This is a genomic window from uncultured Streptococcus sp., from assembly GCF_963528215.1.
Taxonomy (GTDB): Bacteria; Bacillota; Bacilli; order Lactobacillales; family Streptococcaceae; genus Streptococcus.
Genome location: NZ_CAURVL010000027.1, coordinates 1 through 22,483, shown reverse-complemented (window position 1 = coordinate 22,483; position 22,483 = coordinate 1). Strand labels below are relative to the sequence as shown.

The window sequence follows — 22,483 nt, the reverse complement described above, 5'->3', positions numbered from 1 at the left end:
TCCAATCTAACTCAGGTTTGACTGATGAAGAAATTGACCGCATGATGAAAGATGCGGAAGCTAATGCTGAAGCAGATAAGAAACGTAAAGAAGAAGTTGACCTTCGTAACGAAGTAGACCAAGCAATCTTTGCGACTGAAAAGACAATCAAGGAAACTGAAGGCAAAGGCTTCGACGCAGAACGTGACGCTGCCCAAGCTGCCCTTGATGATCTTAAGAAAGCGCAAGAAGACAACAACTTGGACGACATGAAAGCAAAACTTGAAGCATTGAACGAAAAAGCTCAAGGCCTTGCTGTTAAACTCTACGAACAAGCCGCAGCAGCCCAACAAGCTCAAGCAGGAGCAGAAGGCGCACAAGCAACAGGAAACGCAGGCGATGACGTCGTAGACGGAGAGTTTACGGAGAAATAGGCGGTGAGACAGAACTAAAAATTGAAAGTTTTTAGTTCGTAGTCGAACCCCCGCGAGGATGATTAGGATTTTTGGGAGTCTGAAAGACGAACCTAAAATCCAATCAGCTACCGCGTCAAAAATTTTTCGAAAAATATTGTTTTGAAAAATTCACGTCGTAATGATAGGAAGAAAGCCAGAGGTTGCAACCCAGCCTCTGTTTTTCGCTAAACTAGAGGGTGACGCTTATGAAGAAAGTGCTCTGTTTAATTTATCCTAATTTTTCACTTTATGAAGTAGTTGGTCTGACCAGTACTTTAGCTCTATCTTTTGGTGTTGAGGTTGATTATGTTAGTACAGATAGAAATGTTATAACATCGGAAGATGGATTAGCCTGTCGACCTGCTAGAACACTGGATGAAGTAGTTATCGAAGACTATTCTTGTGTCATTTTGCCAGGAATGATAAACATCGCTCCTGCTTTGCAGGATGAAAAATTGATTTCTTTCCTAAAAAGTTTGAAGCAGCAAGAAGTTTTAATTGCAGCTATTTCCTCAGCGCCGATTTTATTGGCTAAAGCAGGTTTATTGAAGGATACTAAATTTACTGGTGGGATTTGGCAAAACTTTTTTGACTATTTTGAATTTCTTCCGCGTGAAAATTTCAAAGCTCAAGCTGTTCTGCAAGATAAAAACATCATTACAGCTGTTGGCTTTGCACATCAAGCGTTTGCAAGAAAAGTGCTTCTTAGTCTAGGTTTGGTAGATAATGCTGACAACTATTTTAAAGAACGGAATCAGTATCCAGAAGAGGACTTGATATTCACTTTATCAGAAGAAGAGTTTGCTGAAATGAAGCATGAATTTGAAAATACCCTCTGATCAATATTTTCTAAAATTTAAAGAAAGGAACATGGGTGTTCGCAACTGAACACGGGTTCCAAAAATTCTGACTCAATATAAAAGAAAGGAACTGAACCCGACCTAAATTCTCGGAAAAAAGAGGAATCTGTCTAGGAGCATCGCTCCGTCGCCTGATTTCCTATTTTTCAGTCGAATTTTACGGTCTTGGTATCTTACATGAACAATACAGAATATTATGACCGTCTAGGTGTCTCTAAGAATGCTTCTCAGGATGAGATTAAGAGAGCCTATCGGAAATTATCTAAAAAGTACCACCCCGATATTAACAAGGAAGCTGGGGCGGAGGATAAATACAAGGAAGTCCAAGAGGCTTATGAAACGCTGAGCGACGAGCAAAAGCGGGCAGCCTATGATCAATACGGTGCAGCGGGAGCTAATGGTGGCTTTGGCGGCGGTTCAGGCGGCTTCGGTGGCTTTGATGGCTCCGGCTTTGGCGGCTTTGAAGACATCTTCTCTAGCTTCTTTGGTGGCGGTGCTTCGCGTAATCCTAATGCTCCGCGCCAAGGGGACGATCTTCAGTATCGTGTAAATCTCCGCTTTGAAGAAGCCATTTTCGGGGCTGAGAAGGAAATCAAGTATAACCGTGAAGCGACTTGTCATACCTGTGCTGGGTCTGGTGCCAAGCCAGGGACTAGTCCTGTTACCTGTGGCCGCTGTCATGGCTCAGGTTTCATCAATGTTGATACTCAGACACCGCTTGGCATGATGCGCCGGCAAGTGACTTGTGATGTCTGCCACGGTCGAGGAAAAGAAATCAAAAGTCCTTGTGAAACCTGTCATGGAACGGGGCATGAAAAACAGGCTCACAGCGTCAAGGTGAAAATCCCTGCTGGTGTGGAAACTGGTCAGCAGGTCCGTTTGTCTGGTCAAGGTGAAGCAGGCTTTAATGGCGGCCCTTATGGTGACCTTTATGTTGTGGTCCAAGTTGAACCGAGTGACAAGTTTGAGCGAGATGGCTCTACCATTTACTACAAGCTTAATCTCAACTTTGTCCAAGCAGCTCTTGGTGACAGCGTGGATATTCCAACTGTTCACGGGGATGTGGAGCTGAATATCCCAGAAGGAACACAGACTGGCAAGCGTTTCCGCCTGCGTGGCAAGGGAGCACCGAGTCTGCGCGGTGGAAGCATGGGTGACCAGTATGTTACTGTCAATGTTGTGACGCCTACTGGTCTCAACGACCGTCAAAAAGCAGCCCTCAAAGAATTTGCGGATGCTGGCAATATCTCGGTCAATCCTAAGAAAAAAGGCTTCTTCGACAAAATGAAAGATGCCTTGGAAGATTTGTAATAATATAAAAAGGAGCGGTGTAGAGCTGCTCTTTTTATGCTTTCGCAAAGAAATCAGCGGAATTTAGCTGAGGAAGATCGCTCCTTCAAAACCCTTTTTCATGGAAAGAAATTCGCTAGAAAAGGTGAAGCGAATTTTCAATCTCCTTTTTACAAAAATAAATGATTTTTTTAAGCAAAATCTATTGTAAAAATTTCCTAAAAGATATATGATAATACTAAGTGTATAAAAAGTATCTTTTTAGCCTGCTAGGGAGTTGGCCAGGGAGATATTGGGAGATTAGCTTTATACATTTTAGGAAAAAGGGGATTTATAAAGTGAAACGTTTTGAAAAAGTGCAGGAGCGAATTCAGAAATATTCGATTCGCAAATTGTCTGTCGGCGTGGGCTCAGTTGCCATTGCAGCTCTGATTTTTGGGAGCTTTTTGTCCAGCTCGACTGTTGCTGCAGATGAAGTAGGAGGCGGTGCGACTGCTCACTATACTTATGTTGAAGAGCAAGAGCTAACAGAGCAGGAAAAAGGGCTGATTAAGAAAGGTCTGCCTGAAAATCTGCAAACAGGGGAAAACTATTACCTGATTTATCGGAAGCAAGATGGGCAAGCTGTCTTGCCGAGTACAGGAAATAACGGTCAGCCGCTTCTTGGCTTATTTGCGGGAACGGCTATTTTGGCTGTCTTGGTATTCTCACGAAAGAAATCTGGTAAATTACTAGGAGTGCTTTTGCTAGGTAGCTTGGGACAGACTCTATTACAGTCTCCTCAAGCGTTTGCGTTAGAAAATCGGGAATTGCTTTCCTATAACCGTCAAGTTGTGGTTTCTTCAGCAGTTTCTGAAGCAGATGTGACCATTGCAGGCTATAACTATATCGGTTACTTTACCGCTTCTGATTTGCATGCTTTGACAGGAACCAAGCCAACTTCTCTGCCATCCGGTCAAGAAGCTCGAGGACAAGCAGAATTATCAGAAGTTGCAAAAGAGGACTCTGACTCTATTGATCGAGCTGCTCAAGCAGGGTTGCAGTATCAGCTGAATCCTGATGAAAGTGATTCTGGCCAGATAGGAAATCTTCCAACTCCAGTTCCAACTCCAAATCCTAGTCCAGCTCCCCAGCCATCCAATCCAACTATAGAGACGGCAAAAGGGGAAAGCTTACAAGAGCCAGCTTTGCCAGAGTACACGGGCGGCGTTAATGGCGAATCGCTAGTTCAAGCGGACAATCCTAGCTATACAATTTCGGAAGGCACGGCAGGAGATACAGCCCCGGTTGAGCCGGCCCTCCCAGAATACACGGGCAGTGTTAATGGTGAATCACTAGTTCAAGTGGAGAATCCAGACTACACTGCCCCAGTAGGCACAGCAGGAGATACAGCTCCAGTTGAGCCAACTCTACCAGAATATACTGGTGGTGTTAACGGCGAATCGACAGTTCAAGCGGACAATCCAGTCTATGATGCGCCAATTGGTACAGTTGGTGACATAGCCCCAGTTGAGCCAGCTTTGCCAGAGTACACTGGCGGCGTTAATGGTGAGTCAACAGTTCAGCCAGAACAGCCTAGTCTACATACAGACATCAAGCTAGAAACGATTGAACCTCAAGTTGTCAACAAGACAGATGATAGCAAGTATCTTGATGAGGAGACCACTGTCGATGGAACTCCAGGACGAAAAGAAATTGTAACCAGCTATGAAGTCTTGGACGGTAATCGCATATCGGAGCCACAAACAACTGAAAGAATCTTGCATGAAGCAGTTGATACAGTGGTCACTCGGGGTAGCAAGGCTCGAATCAATAAAGAAGAATTGAGCAAGCAGCTGGCTTTAGCAGCAGCTGTGGATCCAGCAGTTTACACCAATCAATCCTATCAGCAGCTACAAGCAATTAAGAATATGGCTACGACGGTTTATCAAACTTCGTCAAGTCAAGATGAAGTAGATGCGGGTGTTAACCAACTTAAGCAGGCTTTGGCCGACTTATTGGCCCTTAAAGCAGCACCAAATCTGACTGTTTCAGCGGTTAAGAAGGATGAATTGCAGAAATCGGTTCAGATTCAATACCAGCTGACGGACAGAAATCAATCCTTTAGTAGTGCTCAAGTTCGTCTGAAGAAAGATGGGCAGCTGATAGCAGAGCAGAATTTGACGGCCGGCCAGTTGACTGCTAGCTTCAGTAGTTTGGACTACTATACACCGTATAAGATTGAGACGACTCTGTCCTATGACTTAGGAAATGGTTCTGAAAGTCAGGAATTAGCTCAAGAGACAGTCCAGCTTGACCTGAAGAAGGTGGAGCTCAAGTCCATCACTAATGTCTCCTTGATGAAGGTTGAGAATGGTCAGACAAAATTGATGCCTACTTTGGCTGAAAAACCAGCAAATCTGGACCAATATTACCTGCACTTTACATCAGACCAGTTCAAGGATACTGTCCTGCCGGTTACCTCTATTGAGGAAGTGGTCGTTAATAACCAGCCTGTCTTTAAGATCCAGGCTCAGCTGCCAGACTTGCTGCAAAGAAGCGCAACTGGTCTTCAAAACAGCTTTGATTTCTATCTGGAAAAGGCCAAGAAGCGTGAAGGAAATGTCTACTATGACTTCCAAGACCTTTTGGACGGCATCAAGGAAGATCCTTCTGGAACCTTTATTCTGGGCCGCAGTATCAGTGCTAAGCTGATTGACAAACCAGCCAACAGCAAGTCTTACCTGCAAGGTGAGTTCAAAGGCCAGCTGATTGGTGGGCAAAATGGTGAGCGCCATGCCATTTTAGACTTGGCGCATCCTCTATTTGATACGATTACTGGCGGAACGGTCAAGGATATTGACTTTAAGCGAGTCAATATGGTTTATCCAGATTCGCAAGCGGGCGATACAATTGCCACAATTGCTGCTCGCTTGAAGAATAAAGGAGTAATCGAAAACGTCAATGTCCAAGGATACTTGGAAGGAAGAGACCATATTGCTGGTCTGGTTAACAATATAGAAGGCCAATCTCGCGTTGAAAATGTTTCCTTTAAGGGTCGTATTAAGTCCAAGGGTGGAAACTCTGTTACAGCCGGTATCGCGGGAACTAATGCTATGTCCTTGGTGAAACGCGCTTATGTCGAAGCCGATATTTGGGTCAAAAGTGGTCAAAATGCAGGTATGCTGGTCGCTCAAAACTTCACTGACTATTCAGGTTCAGGCTGGGGTAACTGGGGCAGATTGATGCAATCAGTTGCCAAAGGTAAGTTAGAGGATGCGGGCTCAAGAAATGCGGCTGGTATCGCTGCTTCCATTTGGCCGTATGGAACCATCAATGACACAGTCAGCTATGCAACGGTAGTGAACGGTAAAGAGCTCTTTAGCTCAGATAATGAGATTACCGATGCTTGGATGGGACAAAAACTCCAAAACCTCTTTGGTGTTCAGGGACACAGCTCTGGGACCAAGACAGGTAAAGATGCCAAGTTCCGTCGCTTGACAGAAGCAGAAGCTGAGCAAAAAGTCAAGAGCTATCAGATCACGGCTCTTGAGCAAGCCAGCGCAAATGAAGTGACAACTGAGAAGCTAAATGCTGCTATCCTGAGAACAAGTACTTATCAAGATAAGCCAGGTTACAAGGCAGAAAATGAACAGCTTTATCAAAACCTAGAACGCTTTATGCCTTTCTACAATCAAGAATTCTTGATTCATGAGGCCAATAAGCTGGTGGATGCTGGTAAGGCGGGCGACCTGTTGACCAAGAAAGTTCTAGCGGTTCAAGCCCTGAAGGGCAATCAGTTTGTTGCTGGAGGAACGGATGCAGATAAGATCTTAGTCCATTTTGCAGACGGAAGCAAGACTATCTACAATCTTCAAAATCAAGCGCGATTTGAACAGACGGCTCTGCCGGAATATCAGATTGCAGAGCTTGGTACAGTCTATACTCCAAATCACTCAACGGCGGTCAAAGAAGACTTGCTGACTCAGCTGACTGAGCGCTTGAAGAGCTTTGAACTATACAGTGATGAAGTCTATCGTTCTGTTGGTCTGCCTAATGATAATGATAAGGTCAATAAAGTGAAGCGCCTCTTCTTGGATGAATCTCTGGCTGAGGTGAAAGCCAACTTGCAGGATATGCTTGGTAAGCTCCTGGCCAATGAATGGACAAGGTTCCATGCTGACAATCCAGCAGCCAACGAAGCTCTGAAAGCTAAAATCGAAGAGAACAAGACCGCTATCATGCTCGGTCTGACCTATCTCAACCGTTATTACGATCTCAAGTTTGGCGACTACAACCTCAAGGAGCTGGTGCTCTTCAAACCAGACTTCTATGGTGAAAAAGTGCCATTGCTGGATCGCTTGATTAAGATTGGTCGTTCGACAGAAAATCAACTGAAAGGGGCAGACAATGTCAATATGTTTGCGCGCCAGTTGAAGGCTGAGTCCAAATCTAGTGATTTGGTGGCTTACTTGGATTACAACCGACGCCTGCTGACTGACTTTGCGGATATGGATTCTTGGTTCAAGGATGCAACCCGAGGATTTATTCAGTTTGAAGAACGCCAGTCAGAAGTCGAGGAGATTAAGACGGCTAAGTATCGCGTCTTTGACAACCTCAACTCAGAGTACTTCAGCAACTATATCCTTCCTCTGCTAACCTTGAAGAATACGCGCTTAGCCATTCTGTCAAACTATAGCACCATGGCCTTTGTCAACAGAGACAAGCGCCGGTCATGGTCTGATGAACGATTTAATGCGCGCATCAAGGAAGTAGCGACCCAGCATCGAAATCACGTAGACACTTGGTACAAACTGCTCTCAGATAATATCAAGCCAAGAATGGTCAAGGAAAATGTAACGGCTGTATGGGATGGTTTCGATGTAGAAGGGCGTGGCTGGATTGATGTCAACGGAAATGATAATAAGGGCAATCCTTATGCACCATCCCGCGAGTTCTTTAACCTAGTTGGCGGCAGAGCTGGTGGCTGGTACAAGTCAAATGGCTACGGTGCCCATGCTGCTGGTTCAATCCGTGTGAACTTCGAGGCCTTTGACCTCTTGACGGAATATGGTGTGTCCGTCTTCACTCACGAACTCACCCACGTCAATGACAGAGATATTTATCTGGGCGGTCACGGCAGACGACAAGGTATCGGACCAGAAGGGTATGCCCAAGGTATGCTCCAGTCACCTGTTCCTGATCAGCCGGGCTGGGGTGCTTTGGGTCTCAATATGGCCTTTGATCGTCCAAATAATGGCAGCCTCATTTTCAATAGCTCGCCAAGTCTCTTCAAGAACCGAGCAGACATCGACCATTACATGAAGGGATATAATGATACCCTCATGCTGCTGGATTACCTTGAAGGCCAAGCGGTTGTAGATAAAGGAAATGAAGCAGCAGCCAAATGGTTCAAGAAGGTTGAACCGAAAGTTGTGGATCCTCGAACCCAATACGACGTCGTAAGAGAGTTGACGGCTGAGGAGAAAGCGAATATGTCTGTCTCATCTGTAGATGACTTGGTTGACCAAGGCTTGCTGTCTAACCGTGCGGTTGACAATCGAACCTATAATCCTGCTGACTATGACTCTAGTTACATTGCTATCGACTTTATGACGGGTATCTATGGCGGCGGCCAAAACAATACTGGAGCGCCAGGCGCCTTGATGTTCAAGCATAATACCTTCAGAATCTGGGGTTACTATGGCTATGAAAAAGGCTTTGTAAGCTATGCTTCCAATAAACACCGTAAGACAGCCAATGAGCAAGGTGTGACTGGTTTGAGCGATAACTTTATCATCAAGCAAATTTCTGAAGGCGAATTTGAAACCATGGAAGCCTTCAAGAAAGCTTACTTCAGAAAAGTTGTGGATAAAGCACAAAGCTCAGGTATTAAGCCGGTGACTGTCAACGGAAAAGTCTATACGACTTATGAAGAGTTGAAAGCTGGCTTTGCAGAAGCTGTTGACAAGGATCTGAAGAAGTCTCGTGTCGATGAACGGGCAACCAAGGACTTCAAGTATGCTGTCTTTACACAATTGCTGAAGAACACCAACAGCTTTATGGATGAAAACTCCATTTGGGGTTCCTAAGAAAAAGTGTTAGATTTGCTGCACGTGTAACTGCAAATAATGACCTTTAGAAATATGCGATAAATAACCCATTTGAATTTGTTCTGTTTGTGTCGTCACTGACAGTCTGATTCAGATGGGTTATTTTGTTGCATGATGGCAAGCCGGAACAGAAAAAAACCTGATTCTTAAACGATATTTTTCAAAAAAATCTGTCCCCAGACAGTTCCTGCTTTTAGGGCTTGCTGGGGGCTTTTTTTCCTGCTAAAATAAACACATGACACGTTATAAAGCTATTATTTCCTATGATGGTTATAACTTTGCTGGTTTTCAGCGACAGCCTCATGCCAGAAGTGTTCAGGAAGAGATTGAAAAGACCCTGACCCGTATCAATAAAGGCCAGCCTGTGGTGATTCATGGAGCGGGCCGGACCGACAGCGGTGTCCATGCTCTGGGCCAGGTGCTGCATTTTGATTTACCAGAAGAGCGGGATGAAGAGAAATTGCGTTTTGCCTTGGATACCCAGACGCCGGAAGATATTGATTTTATTAGTGTGGAGCAGGTGTCGAACGATTTTCATTCTCGCTACAATAAGCACAGCAAGACCTATGAATTTTTGGTGGATATCGGCCGGCCTAAAAATCCTATGATGCGCCATTATGCCACGCATTATCCTTATCCGTTGGAGCTGAGTCTGATAGAAGAAGCGATTGCTCAGTTAGAGGGGACGCATGATTTTACAGGCTTTACAGCTTCTGGGACCAGCGTGGAAGACAAGGTTCGGACCATTACCGAGGCCAAGGTTCGCTATGATGCAGAGCGTAAATTTCTGGTCTTTACTTTTTCGGGCAATGGCTTTCTCTACAAGCAGATCCGCAATATGGTCGGCACCCTGCTCAAGATTGGCAATAAGCGCATGCCGGTGGAGCAGATTCAGAGGATTTTAGCGGAGAAAGACCGCCATCTGGCAGGACCAACAGCCGGTCCAAATGGCCTTTATCTAAAGGAGATTCGTTATGAAGAATAAGTTGATTTTAGCTCTTTCGGGCAATGATATTTTCAGCGGCGGCGGGCTCCATGCTGATTTGGCTACCTATACGGTCAATGGTCTGCATGGTTTCGTAGCTGTGACTTGCCTGACGGCTATGACTGATAAGGGATTTGAGGTCATTCCAGTTGAGGAAGAGGTTTTTGCCCAGCAGTTAGCCAGTCTCAAGGCTGTTCCTTTTTCTGCTATTAAGATAGGACTTTTACCCAATCTGGAAATAGCAGAGCAGGCATTGGCTTTTGCCAAGCAACATGCAGATTTACCAGTAGTGCTGGATCCTGTTCTGGTCTGCAAGGAAAATCATGACTTGGAAGTCAGTGCGCTGAGAGAAGAAATCATCAAGTTTTTCCCTCATGTCAGCATCATTACGCCAAATCTGGCAGAAGCTCAGCTATTGACCCAAAAAGAAATCAAAAGTCTGAAGGATATGCAGGCTGCAGCCAAGGAGCTCTATGATTTGGGAGCCAAGCATGTAGTGATAAAGGGTGGCAATCGCTTGAGCAAGGAGCGGGCGGTGGATGTTTACTATGACGGCCGAGAGTTTGAGGTCATTGAATCGCCAGTGCTGGCCAGCAACAATACCGGAGCGGGCTGCACATTTGCTTCCAGCATTGCCAGTCAGCTGCTTCTAGGCAAGTCTCCACTTGCAGCAGTTCAATTGTCTAAAGATTTTGTTTACCGAGCGATTCAGCGCTCAGATCAATATGGGGTAGTTCAGTATGAGAAATAATCAAGTTAAAAAATTAGTTATCTTAGCTTTCATCACAGCACTGTCTGTGCTTTTGGGGAATTTTGTGAAAATCCCAACGGCGACTGGCTTTTTGACCTTGTTGGATGCAGGGATTTATTTTACAGCCTTCTACTTTGGCCGCAAGGAAGCGGCTATTGTCGGAGGCCTTTCAGGCTTTTTGATTGATATGATTGCCGGCTATCCCCAGTGGATGATTTTCAGCCTGATTTGCCACGGACTTCAAGGTTTCTTTGCTGGTTTGGAGGGCAAGAAACGCTACCTTGGGCTAGTTTTGGCTACGGTGGCTATGGTCGGTGGCTATGCCCTCTTTGGTAGTATCATGAATGGTGTCGGGGCTGCCCTAGCCGAAATCTCAAGTAATTTTATGCAGAATGCTTTTGGTTTAGCAGTCGGTTTTGCCCTCTACAAAGCTTTCCCGGAGAGTTTGAAAAAGACAGTCACAGTGAAATAAACGAGGTGGGACATGGACTTAGCTAAGATTGGAGCAGAAACTCGTCAGATTGTTCTAGATGTTTTGGACAAGGCTGCCTTGGTCGAGGGAGATATTTTTGTTCTGGGTCTATCCTCTAGTGAGGTTGTCGGAGGCCATATCGGTCAGAATTCCAGTCTGGAAGTCGGACAGGTTATTGTCAAAACCATACTGGATATCTTAGAAGAGAAGGGTATCTTTCTAGCAGTTCAGGGATGTGAGCATCTCAATCGCGCCCTCGTAGTCGAAAGAGCCTTAGCAGACAAGAAGGATTTGGAAATTGTCAATGTTCTGCCTACTCTTCACGCAGGCGGCAGTGGTCAGCTAGCTGCTTTCCAATACATGAAGGATCCTGTCGAGGTAGAGTTTATTGTCGCTCAGGCGGGGCTAGACATTGGCGATACTGCTATCGGCATGCATGTTAAGCACGTGCAGATTCCTATCCGACCGATTCTCAAGGAATTGGGAGATGCCCATGTCACGGCTTTAGCCAGCCGTCCCAAGCTGATTGGCGGCGCCAGAGCGGCCTATATAGAGGATAAAATCAGGAAGGGATAAAAGGAAAAATAATTTTGAAAAAAACTCTAATTATGCTATAATGGGTTGTATTCAATAAATTTTAAGGAGAAATGACAGAATGTCTGTATCATTTGAAAACAAAGAAACAAATCGCGGTCTTTTGACTTTTAGCATCAGTCAAGAGAAAATCAAGCCAGCCTTGGACCGTGTATTTAACTCAGTAAAAAAAGATATTGCTGTACCAGGTTTCCGTAAAGGTCGCCTTCCACGTGCTATCTTCAACCAACGTTTTGGTGAAGAAGCTCTCTACCAAGATGCTTTGAACGCTCTTCTTCCAGAAGCATACGAAGCTGCTGTCAAAGAAGCAGGTATCGAAGTAGTTGCTCAGCCTCAGTTTGATGTAGAGTCTATGGAAAAAGGTCAAGACTGGGTCATCAAAGCTGAAGTAGTCACTAAGCCAGAAGTTAAGCTGGGTGCATACAAAGACTTGGAAGTAACTGTTGAAGCTACTAAAGAAGTGACTGACGCTGAAGTAGATGAGCGCATTGAGCGTGAGCGCAACAACTTGGCTGAGTTGGTTCTCAAAGAAGGTCCAGCAGCAGATGGTGATACAGTTGTGATTGACTTTGTTGGATCTGTTGACGGCGTTGAATTTGACGGCGGCAAGGGTGACAATTTCTCACTTGGACTGGGCAGCGGTCAATTCATCCCAGGATTTGAAGAGCAGTTGGTTGGCCACAGTGCGGGTGAAACAGTGGATGTTGTCGTAACTTTCCCAGAAGACTATCAGGCAGAAGACTTGGCAGGCAAGGAAGCTAAATTTGTGACAACTATTCACGAAGTTAAAGAAAAAGAAGTTCCAGCGTTGGACGATGAACTTGCAAAAGATATTGACGAAGAAGTGGAAACGCTTGACGAGCTGAAAGAAAAGTACCGCAAAGAATTGTCAGAAGCTAAGGAAACAGCTTATAAGGATGCGGTAGAAGCAGCAGCTATTGATCAAGCAGTAGCAAACGCTGAAATCGTTGAGCTCCCATCTGAAATGGTTCATGAAGAAGTGCACCGCGCAGTCAATGAATTCTTGGGCAATATGCAACGCCAAGGAATCTCACCTGACATGTACTTCCAAATCACTGGTACTACTCAGGAAGACCTGCACAAGCAATACGAAGCAGATGCTGAGTCACGTACTAAGACAAACCTTGTCGTAGAAGCTGTTGCTAAGGCAGAAGGTTTTGAAGCTAGCGCAGAAGAAATCGAAGCAGAAGTAACTTCATTGGCTACAGACTACAACATGGAAGTAGAACGTGTTCGTCAATTGCTGTCAGAAGACATGCTGAAACACGACATTGCTATCAAGAAAGCTGTTGAAGTGATTACAAGCACTGCGAAAGTGAAATAAAGCTTCATCATTCAAAATGAAATCATTTGAAACTAGTGTATAAATGCATTAGTTTCTTTTTGTACTTGTTCCGTGATTTTTCCTGGATTTTCTTTTGACGAAAATAGAAATTTATCGTACAATAGAAAGTAGCGAAAAATTGCAAGAGGGCGACAAGCCTTTACTTAATCTTAAAGGAGATCAACTTTGGAATTAGAAGTATTTGCTGGACAGGAAAAAAGTGAGCTTTCTATGATTGAAGTGGCGCGTGCCATTTTGGAAGCCCGCGGCCGCGACCATGAGATGTATTTTAATGATCTGGTCAATGAAATTCAAAATTATCTGGAAAAATCAAACAGCGAGATTCGTGATGCCCTGCCATTGTTCTACACAGAACTCAATGTAGACGGCAGCTTTATTCCGCTGGGAGATAATAAATGGGGCCTGCGTTCATGGTATGCTATCGACGAAGTGGATGAAGAAATCATCGCCTTAGAAGAGACTGATGAGGATGACGCACCTAAGAAACGCAAGAAGAAACGCGTCAATGCCTTTATGGATGGCGACGAGGATGCCATTGACTACAGCGATGACGATCCAGAAGATGAGGACGGCTACGAAGCTGATCCTGCTCTCTCATACGATGAGGAAAATCCAGACGATGAGAAGAATGAAGTGGAAGCTTACGATGCTGAAATCAACGAAATTGCTCCGGATGATCTAGGTGAAGAAGTCGAACTCAACGAAGAAGATGACGACTACTCTGACGAAGACACGGAGACCGAAGAGGAAGAATAAATCAACCAAAAGAAGCAAGGGACGAAATCCCTTGTTTCTTTTAATGTTCCTTGAAATATAAGTTCGGAAGGTGTAGAATACTAATAAAATTTAATAAAGAAAAGGCGGAGGTAAGCTGCTATGAAATTTGTCATTGATAAGAGTTTGAGTGATTTAGGTATTAAGAGCGTTGTTATCGGGATTGCCAAGAATGTTAATCCACATGCAGAGCTATCCCCATCATTTCTAAAAAAGAAAAAGGAAATGGAAGACTGGGCTTTATCCTGCGACTTGGGTGAGGTGCTTGAGTCGCCAGTGGTTAAAGGTTATATAGAAATACTGCAGCGCGTAGGTCGCAGTGTCAAGAAAAATCCTCCGACGGTTCCCGCTCTGATTCGCAATATCCAGCACCGCGGATCGCTCCCTCATATTAATAGCATTATTGATATTTATAATGTCGAAGCCCTGCATTCTCTACTGGCTATTGGAGGGCATGATTTTGATAAGATTGAAGGTCAGATAGAATTCACCGTAAGCCAAAAGGAAGATGTTTTTCTGCCTATTTTGTCCAAGGAGAAGCATGTTGCCAAGACGGACTATGTCTATCGGGATGCCAAAGGCATTTTGGCTTGGCTGGATGTTCGTGACAGCGATTATTATAAGTTTGATGAGGAGACCAAGGATGCTATTTTCATCATTCAGGGGAATGCCAATACCTCTGTCGAAATGCGTCTGGAAGCCTTGGAACGAATCCGACACGATTTAGCAGAGTGCATGCCCGATGTAGAATTTGAAACACATGTCATTAGTATTGAGGAAAATGGATGAGAACCGACTGAAAATATTTGACAATTTTTTAGGTTTGCGATATTATACTGTTCGGGCACCTCTTTTAGAGGTCAGAGCTTCCTGTTTTCAGGGAGCTATTTTTCTTTTTCAGACAGATTATGGGAAATCCTCCTCTAGATAAGTTTCCAGCAACGACGTGGTTGCTGGAATGAATTGTTTTATGAAAAGGAGTACGTATGTCAACTAAATATATTTTTGTCACCGGCGGTGTGGTTTCTTCTATCGGAAAAGGGATTGTGGCAGCTAGCTTGGGCCGGCTTTTGAAGAATCGAGGCCTCAAGGTTACGATTCAGAAATTTGACCCTTATATCAACATTGATCCCGGCACCATGAGCCCTTATCAGCATGGGGAAGTGTTTGTCACAGATGATGGAGCCGAGACGGATCTGGATCTGGGGCACTATGAGCGTTTTATTGACATCAATCTCAATAAATACTCCAATGTCACCACTGGTAAAATCTATAGCGAAGTCCTACGCAAGGAGCGTAAAGGCGAGTATCTGGGAGCGACGGTCCAAGTCATTCCGCATATTACAGATGCTCTCAAGGACAAGATCAAGCGGGCAGCACGGACCACGGACTCGGATGTGATTATCACAGAGGTCGGAGGTACAGTGGGCGACATCGAGTCTCTTCCTTTCTTAGAAGCTTTGCGCCAGATGAAGGCGGATGTCGGTGTAGACAATGTCATGTATATCCATACAACTCTCCTGCCCTATCTCAAGGCAGCCGGCGAAATGAAGACCAAACCGACTCAGCATTCTGTCAAAGAGTTGCGAGGTTTGGGGATTCAGCCTAATATGCTGGTCATCCGCACAGAGAAGCCAGCTGGACAAAATATCAAAAACAAACTGGCTCAATTCTGTGATGTGGCGCCGGAGGCGGTCATTGAGTCGCTAGATGTGGAGCATCTTTACCAAATTCCTCTCAATTTGCAGGCGCAAAAGATGGACCAAATCGTCTGTGACCATCTGAAGCTGGATGTGCCGGCAGCGGATATGACTGAATGGTCAGCCATGGTAGAGAAAGTGATGAGTCTGGAAAAGCAGGTTCAGATTGCTCTGGTCGGCAAGTATGTCGAGTTGCCAGATGCCTATATTTCAGTTGTCGAAGCGCTCAAGCATGCCGGCTATGCTAATGATGCGGAGGTTAAGATTAACTGGATTGATGCGAATCAGGTAACGGCCGAAAACGCAGCTGAGCTTCTTGGAAGTGCGGATGGGATTATCGTTCCGGGCGGCTTTGGTCAGAGAGGAACTGAGGGTAAGATTCAGGCAATCCGCTATGCGCGTGAGCAGGATGTGCCTATGTTGGGTATTTGCTTGGGTATGCAGTTAACCTGTGTCGAATTCGCCCGTCACGTCCTGGGATTGGCAGATGCTAACTCAGCGGAGCTCAATCCAGACACAGCATTTCCGATTATTGATCTCATGCGTGATCAGATTGATGTCGAAGACTTGGGTGGGACGCTGAGACTGGGGCTCTATCCTTCTAAGCTTAAGCCTGGCTCTAAGGCAGCAGCAGCTTACGACCATCAAGAAGTCGTGCAGCGCCGTCACCGCCATCGCTATGAGTTTAACAATGCTTTCCGCGAGCAGTTTGAGGCGGCCGGATTTGTATTTTCAGGAGTTTCACCAGACAATCGCTTGGTCGAAATAGTGGAAATCCCAGAAAACAAATTCTTCGTTGCTTGTCAGTATCACCCAGAGCTTTCCAGCCGACCGAACCGACCTGAAGGTCTTTATAGGGCATTTGTCACAGCAGCGGTAGAAAAGAGCCAGGAGAGATAGACTTGCTTTTTCTAGGATAAGCGATTTTTCTAGAGAAATGTTATAATGAAAAATAAAAGGAGGGAAGAAGATGTTTCTAAACATTTTAGCTAGTATTCGTACTAATAATTTTCAAGATGAGCATTGTATAGAAAAAATCCAAGCTCTCTGGCAGCAACAAGAGGGAGCTGTGAAAGAAGCTTTTGCTGAGGGGGAGCCGGTTTATGCCGTCTATCATGACTATGCCAATGATTACAAAGGAGACTACAGCCTCTCTATCTGCCGTTTGACAGATGGGGAAGTCTATGATTTTGACACATCCGAGCAGACCTATCAAGTCTTTGAAGCGGATAAGGAGGATCCGCAAGCGATTCTTCATGCTTGGCAGAGGATTTGGCAGGCAGAAGAATCAGGTGAGCTTCATCGGGACTACACTATTGACTTTGAAAAATACGATCCCGACCAAACGGTGGCTGTCTTTATTGCGACTCAGCAACCTTGAGTTTTCTATGTTCCTGCCTTAGCTTCATTTTCGCTTAGATTTCTTAGATTTGCTGATTGAGTAGAAAGTTGATTTTTTGAAATAAAGTCAAAAATTTTCTTGACAAGCCTTAGCTGTCCTGTTATACTAGTAAGGTACTCAATCGCGGGGATGGCGGAATTGGCAGACGCGCAGGACTAAGGATCCTGTGACCGCTTTAGGTCGTGAGGGTTCAAGTCCCTCTCTCCGCATCAAGTAAGCTGACTTCGGTCAGCTTTTTCTTTTTGCGATAGAGACGCTTAAAAAGGCTGAGTGTCTCCCTGCAATTCTTTAAAATTTCAGGAAAAACTAGCAATTTTAGTGAAAAAGTGATAAAATAAACAATGTAAGTGGTTTAACCACAAAAAATAAGAGGAGGCCTGATAAGAATGGCAATCGTTTCAGCAGAAAAATTTGTCCAAGCAGCTCGTGACAATGGTTACGCAGTTGGTGGATTCAACACAAACAACCTTGAGTGGACTCAAGCTATCCTGCGTGCGGCAGAAGCAAAGAAAGCACCAGTGCTTATCCAAACTTCAATGGGTGCTGCTAAATACATGGGTGGCTACAAAGTTGCTCGTAACTTGATCGCTAACCTTGTAGAATCAATGGGCATCACTGTACCAGTTGCGATTCACTTGGACCATGGTCACTACGAAGATGCACTTGAGTGTATCGAAGTTGGTTACACTTCAATCATGTTTGACGGTTCACACCTTCCAGTTGAAGAAAACCTTAAATTGGCTAAAGAAGTTGTTGAAAAAGCACACGCTAAAGGTATCTCAGTAGAAGCTGAAGTTGGTACTATCGGTGGTGAAGAAGACGGAATCATCGGTAAAGGTGAATTGGCTCCAATCGAAGACGCTAAAGCAATGGTTGCAACTGGTATCGACTTCTTGGCAGCTGGTATCGGTAACATCCACGGTCCTTACCCAGCAAACTGGGAAGGTCTTGACCTTGACCACTTGAAGAAATTGACAGAAGCTCTTCCAGGCTTCCCAATCGTATTGCACGGTGGTTCAGGTATTCCTGATGACCAAATCCAAGCAGCTATCAAACTTGGTGTTGCGAAAGTTAACGTTAACACTGAATGCCAAATCGCATTCGCTAACGCAACTCGTAAATTTGCTCGTGACTACGAAGCAAACGAAGCAGAATACGACAAGAAAAAACTCTTCGACCCACGTAAATTCTTGGCTGACGGTGTAAAAGCTATCCAAGCATCAGTTGAAGAACGTATCGACGTATTCGGTTCAGAAGGTAAAGCTTAAGAAGCTTGATATATTTTTAAAAAAGTTTATCCGAAAGGATAAGCTTTTTTTGTATTATGACAATTGGACAAATAAAGAACAAATAATATTTTTCTTACAATCTAATAAAAAAATCTTGACAGACTAGATGATGAGGAGTAAAATATTAACCAGTTAATTAACTAGTTAATGAGTTTAATAAGTTGTTAAAAATTGAGTTTCTGCTATATTTTATAGAAAAAATATTTAGATGATTTCTTTGGGGGTATATTATGAGTTAATTGTAAATTGTGATAAGTTTTAGCGAATTCTGTATAATCAAAAAAGAAAGTGATATTCAATGGAAAAAAATAAGAAATACTTAACAGGAATTGTTGTCATTGCTACTGTGGGTCTTTTTGCTCATCAGCTAGGTTATTATCAGGCAAACAGTTCGATTAAAAAATCCAATCGAGTTAGCTATATTGATGGTAAGCAAGCTGTTCAAAAGTCTGAGGAGTTAACGCCTGACGAAGTAAGCAAAAAAGAGGGGATTAACGCGGAGCAGATTGTTATCAAGATTACTGATCAGGGTTATGTCACTTCTCATGGTGATCACTATCATTATTATAATGGGAAAGTTCCATATGATGCTATTTTCAGCGAAGATCTTTTGATGAAAGATCCCAACTATCAACTTAGGACTGAGGATATTGTCAATGAAGTCAAGGGTGGATATGTTATCAAGGTTAATGGGCAATATTATGTTTATCTGAAAGATATAGCTCGTGCGGATAATATTCGCAGTAAGGAAGAGATTAATCGTCAAAAGCAGGAACATGGTCATAATGTTACGAAAATAAGCAATGAAGTAGCAGCAGCTAGAGCTCAAGGCCGTTATACAACAGATGATGGCTATGTTTTTAATGCTTCAGACATTATTGAGGATACGGGAGATGCCTATATCGTACCTCATGGTAATCATTTTCACTATATCCCAAAGAGTGATTTGTCGCCTAGTGAGCTAGCTGCAGCTCAAGCTTACCTATCAGGTAGAGGAAAAGTAGCTAGTACTGTAGTCAGCCGTTCGTATAATAATGGAAACGGTGGCTGGATACAGACACAACCTACTTTTACTCAAATTTCAAACAACTATCAACCGAGTCAAGGAGAAGATGTTAAGGGTCTCCTTCAGCAACTTTATAATCTTCCACTTAGTCAGCGTCATGTTGAATCAGATGGCTTGATCTTTGATCCAGCACAAATTACTAGTCGAACACAAAATGGAGTAGCAGTGCCACATGGTAATCATTATCACTTTATTCCTTATACACAAATGTCGGCATTGGAAGAAAAGCTTGCTCGGACAATTCCTCTTATAAGTCAGCCTAATAAACCTATGTTAGGATTGACACCTTATAGACCTATACCAACTCCGATACTAACTCCATCTCAACCAGCTTTAAAACCGATTCTTCCTCCAAAGTTAAATTTGGAACATGCGGATTCATTGGATAAGGATTTAATCCAGCAGGTTGTTAGGAAAATAGCTGACGGTTATGTGCTAGAGGATAAAGGAGTGTCCCGCTATCTTTTAGCTAAAGACTTGCCTAAAGAGATTATTACAGCGATTGAAAATAAATTGGCGAAGCAGAAAAGCATACCTCATGTCCTGCAAGCTAAGAAAGAATCAGTTGAACCGAAAGATCAAGAGTTTTATGATAAGGTATATGGTCTTCTGACTCAGACCCATCAGCAATTGCTAGAAAATAAGGGACGTTTGTCAGATTTTCAAGCCTTGGATGATTTAGTGAAGCGTTTGAATGATGAAACAAGTGATAAGGTGCAATTAATTGATGACTTATTAGCATTTCTTGCGCCTATCAATCATCCAGAACGTCTAGGCAAAGCAAATTCACAGATTGAGTATACTGAAACCGAAGTTCGAGTAGCCCAGCTAGCTGACAAATATACGACATCTGATGGATATATCTTTGATGCGCGCGATATTATCAGCGACGAAGGAGATGCTTATGTAACCCCTCATATGGGACACAGTCACTGGATAGGAAAAGATAGTCTTTCAGCTAAAGAAAAAGCAGCTGCTCAGACCTATACTAAAGAAAAAGGTCTGCTTCCACCTGCACCAACAGATGATTCCAAAGCCAATCCAAGTGGAGAAAGTGCGTCTGCTATCTACGAACGTGTTCAAGGAGAGAAACGGATACCGCTCGTTCGTCTGCCTTACAATGTTGAGCATACTGTAGCAGTAAAAAATGGTAATCTGATTATCCCTCATAAGGATCACTACCACAACATCAAATTTGCTTGGTTCGATGATAAGACTTACCGAGCTCCTAATGGCTATACATTAGAGGATTTATTTGCAACTATCAAGTATTATGTTGAACATCCAGATGAGCGACCACAGTCTAGCGATGGATGGGGGAATGCAAGTGATCATGTTTTAGGTAAAAAAGATGACAAGGAGGATGCTGTTAGCCCAGAGAAACCTCAAGAAGAAGTTGAAGAGGAAACACCAACTGAGCCAGAAGTACCTCAAGTTGAAACTGCTAAAGTAGAAGCTAAGTTGCAAGAGGCGGAAGACTTACTTGAAAAGACGACGGATCCAAGTTTGAAATCCAATGCAACTGAGACCTTAACAGGATTGCGAAATAATCTTAATTTAGGGACTATGGATAATAATAACATCATGGCAGAAGTAGAAAAACTGTTAACCTTGTTGAAATCAGCTGTTTCAACACCTGCTACTAATACAGAAACAACACCTTGATTTTTATCTGTTTTTAGATATGAATGTTTTATTGATAAATAAAAGATGAACCAACAATTTTGGAGTTAATATGAAGAAAAGAACTGCAGTATTAATAACGCTGAGTATACTAGCTCTGATGCTGGGAGCGTGTACTCAGAAAGAAGAACAACAAGCTAAAGGTTTGAAGATTGTGACCAGTTTTTATCCGGTTTATGCCATGGTTAAAGAAGTATCTGGTGATTTGAATGATGTTCGCATGATTCAATCTAGTACAGGGATCCATTCTTTTGAACCATCAGCTAATGATATAGCGTCTATCTATGATGCGGATGTTTTTGTCTATCATTCACATACCTTAGAGTCATGGGCGGGGAGCCTAGATCCAAATTTGCAAAAATCTAAGGTGAAAGTGCTGGAAGCATCCGAAGGAATGACCTTGGAGCGTGTACCGGGTTTGGAAGACGTGGAAGCTGGCGAAGGAATCGATGAAAAAACTCTCTACGATCCTCATACATGGCTAGATCCTGAAAAAGCTGGTGAAGAAGCGCAGATTATTGCGGATAAGCTATCTGAACTCGATAAAGAACATAAGGAAATATATCAAAAAAATGCTAAGAAATTCATTGCTAAAGCTCAAGAATTGACCAAAAAATACCAACCAATCTTTGAAAAGGCTAAGCAAAAGACTTTCGTCACTCAACATACTGCGTTCTCGTATTTAGCAAAGCGGTTTGGTTTGCAGCAGCTAGGTATTGCAGGGATTTCTCCTGAACAAGAGCCAAATGCAAGGCAGCTTACTGAAATTCAAGAATTTGTGAAAACCTATAAAGTTAAGACGATTTTTACCGAAAGTAATGCATCGTCGAAAGTGGCAGAAACGCTCGTAAAGTCAACAGGTGTCAGGCTAAAAACTCTCAATCCTTTGGAAGCAGATCCTCAAAATGATAAAAACTACCTAGAGAATCTAGAAGAAAACATGAGTATCTTGGCTAAAGAATTGAAATGAGAAGGTAAAGCTTAATCTAGCTGAACAATACAAAACAGAAACCTGCCTGTAAAGGTGGGTTTTTTTGGTGTGTGACAAAATATGATAATTATTTTTAAATTACCTATGTTCGTTTGAAAGTAAAAGTGGTAGTATAGTGAGGAGATAAGATTCTATTTTCCTGAGTTAAGTAGGGAAATGATCTGTAACATGAATTGAATGATGGGATATTGAGAAACGTATGGCAATGATAGAAGTAGAGCATCTTCAGAAAAATTTTGTGAAGGCTGTCAAGGAACCGGGATTGAAGGGGGCTTTGCGCTCCTTTATTCATCCTGAAAAGCAGACCTTTGAAGCGGTCAAGGATTTAACCTTTGAGGTTCCAAAAGGGCAGATTTTAGGCTTTATCGGGGCCAACGGTGCTGGGAAGTCGACAACCATCAAAATGCTGACAGGAATTCTGAAACCGACATCTGGTTTTTGTCGAATCAACGGCAAAATTCCGCAGGATAATCGTCAAGACTATGTCAAGGATATTGGAGTGGTCTTCGGACAACGAACCCAGCTATGGTGGGATTTGGCACTGCAAGAGACCTATACAGTCTTGAAGGAAATTTATGATGTGCCAGACTCGCTTTTCCATAAGCGCATGGACTTTTTGAATGAAGTCTTGGATTTGAAGGAATTTATCAAAGATCCCGTGCGGACTCTTTCACTTGGTCAACGGATGCGGGCGGACATTGCGGCTTCCTTACTTCATAATCCCAAGGTTCTCT

At 43.5% G+C, this 22,483-nt stretch carries 17 protein-coding genes and 1 tRNA gene; all 18 read left to right on the top strand.

The window, feature by feature from the left end:
* On the top strand, window positions 1-413 hold a 413-nt coding region (locus tag RWS24_RS09075), incomplete at its 5' end, for an Hsp70 family protein (RefSeq protein WP_314366828.1).
* A 227-nt stretch (window positions 414-640) separates the two neighbouring features.
* Window positions 641-1,273, top strand: a complete 633-nt coding sequence (locus RWS24_RS09070) for a DJ-1/PfpI family protein (RefSeq protein WP_314366827.1) — start codon at window positions 641-643, stop codon at window positions 1,271-1,273.
* Between the two features lie 198 nt (window positions 1,274-1,471).
* A complete protein-coding gene (gene dnaJ / locus RWS24_RS09065) occupies window positions 1,472-2,605 on the top strand; it encodes a molecular chaperone DnaJ (RefSeq protein ID WP_314366825.1) in 1,134 nt (377 codons plus the stop codon).
* A gap of 317 nt (window positions 2,606-2,922) precedes the next feature.
* The gene (locus RWS24_RS09060; RefSeq protein WP_314366824.1) at window positions 2,923-8,655 is read left to right on the top strand and encodes a ZmpA/ZmpB/ZmpC family metallo-endopeptidase; all 5,733 of its coding nucleotides are present in this window, start codon (window positions 2,923-2,925) and stop codon (window positions 8,653-8,655) included.
* 256 nt (window positions 8,656-8,911) lie between these two features.
* Window positions 8,912-9,661 carry a tRNA pseudouridine(38-40) synthase TruA gene (gene truA / locus RWS24_RS09055; RefSeq protein ID WP_002920191.1) on the top strand — a complete coding sequence of 250 codons (750 nt, stop codon included), beginning with the start codon at window positions 8,912-8,914 and terminating at the stop codon, window positions 9,659-9,661.
* Window positions 9,651-10,412, top strand: coding sequence for a bifunctional hydroxymethylpyrimidine kinase/phosphomethylpyrimidine kinase (locus RWS24_RS09050; RefSeq protein ID WP_314366823.1), 762 nt, complete (start codon window positions 9,651-9,653; stop codon window positions 10,410-10,412). The genes truA and RWS24_RS09050 overlap by 11 nt, the downstream gene beginning before the upstream one ends.
* The gene (locus RWS24_RS09045; protein WP_247908953.1) at window positions 10,402-10,884 is read left to right on the top strand and encodes an ECF transporter S component; all 483 of its coding nucleotides are present in this window, start codon (window positions 10,402-10,404) and stop codon (window positions 10,882-10,884) included. The genes RWS24_RS09050 and RWS24_RS09045 overlap by 11 nt, the downstream gene beginning before the upstream one ends.
* 12 nt (window positions 10,885-10,896) lie before the next feature.
* On the top strand, window positions 10,897-11,460 hold the full coding sequence (locus RWS24_RS09040) for a TIGR01440 family protein (RefSeq protein ID WP_314366822.1): 564 nt from the start codon (window positions 10,897-10,899) through the stop codon (window positions 11,458-11,460).
* A gap of 79 nt (window positions 11,461-11,539) precedes the next feature.
* Complete coding sequence (gene tig, locus RWS24_RS09035; RefSeq protein ID WP_125382513.1) at window positions 11,540-12,823, top strand: trigger factor; 1,284 nt, start codon at window positions 11,540-11,542, stop codon at window positions 12,821-12,823.
* Window positions 12,824-13,009: 186 nt separating this feature from the next.
* Window positions 13,010-13,600: a DNA-directed RNA polymerase subunit delta gene (gene rpoE / locus RWS24_RS09030; protein ID WP_002898937.1), complete on the top strand. Its 591-nt coding sequence runs from the start codon at window positions 13,010-13,012 to the stop codon at window positions 13,598-13,600.
* Window positions 13,601-13,720: 120 nt separating this feature from the next.
* Window positions 13,721-14,407 carry a B3/4 domain-containing protein gene (locus RWS24_RS09025; RefSeq protein WP_125382512.1) on the top strand — a complete coding sequence of 229 codons (687 nt, stop codon included), beginning with the start codon at window positions 13,721-13,723 and terminating at the stop codon, window positions 14,405-14,407.
* Window positions 14,408-14,604: 197 nt separating this feature from the next.
* Window positions 14,605-16,218, top strand: a complete 1,614-nt coding sequence (locus tag RWS24_RS09020) for a CTP synthase (RefSeq protein ID WP_002908765.1) — start codon at window positions 14,605-14,607, stop codon at window positions 16,216-16,218.
* 70 nt (window positions 16,219-16,288) lie between these two features.
* Complete coding sequence (locus RWS24_RS09015) at window positions 16,289-16,699, top strand: GyrI-like domain-containing protein (protein WP_002908767.1); 411 nt, start codon at window positions 16,289-16,291, stop codon at window positions 16,697-16,699.
* 144 nt (window positions 16,700-16,843) lie between these two features.
* A tRNA-Leu gene (locus RWS24_RS09010) sits at window positions 16,844-16,929 on the top strand.
* A gap of 177 nt (window positions 16,930-17,106) precedes the next feature.
* Window positions 17,107-17,988 (top strand): class II fructose-bisphosphate aldolase, encoded by an 882-nt coding sequence (locus RWS24_RS09005; RefSeq protein ID WP_247929324.1) that lies wholly within the window; start codon window positions 17,107-17,109, stop codon window positions 17,986-17,988.
* Between the two features lie 319 nt (window positions 17,989-18,307).
* On the top strand, window positions 18,308-20,740 hold the full coding sequence (locus RWS24_RS09000; RefSeq protein WP_002908775.1) for a pneumococcal-type histidine triad protein: 2,433 nt from the start codon (window positions 18,308-18,310) through the stop codon (window positions 20,738-20,740).
* 70 nt (window positions 20,741-20,810) lie between these two features.
* Window positions 20,811-21,728 (top strand): metal ABC transporter solute-binding protein, Zn/Mn family, encoded by a 918-nt coding sequence (locus RWS24_RS08995; protein WP_002905305.1) that lies wholly within the window; start codon window positions 20,811-20,813, stop codon window positions 21,726-21,728.
* A gap of 220 nt (window positions 21,729-21,948) precedes the next feature.
* A partial coding sequence (locus RWS24_RS08990; protein WP_314366821.1) for an ATP-binding cassette domain-containing protein occupies window positions 21,949-22,483 on the top strand: 535 nt, incomplete at its 3' end.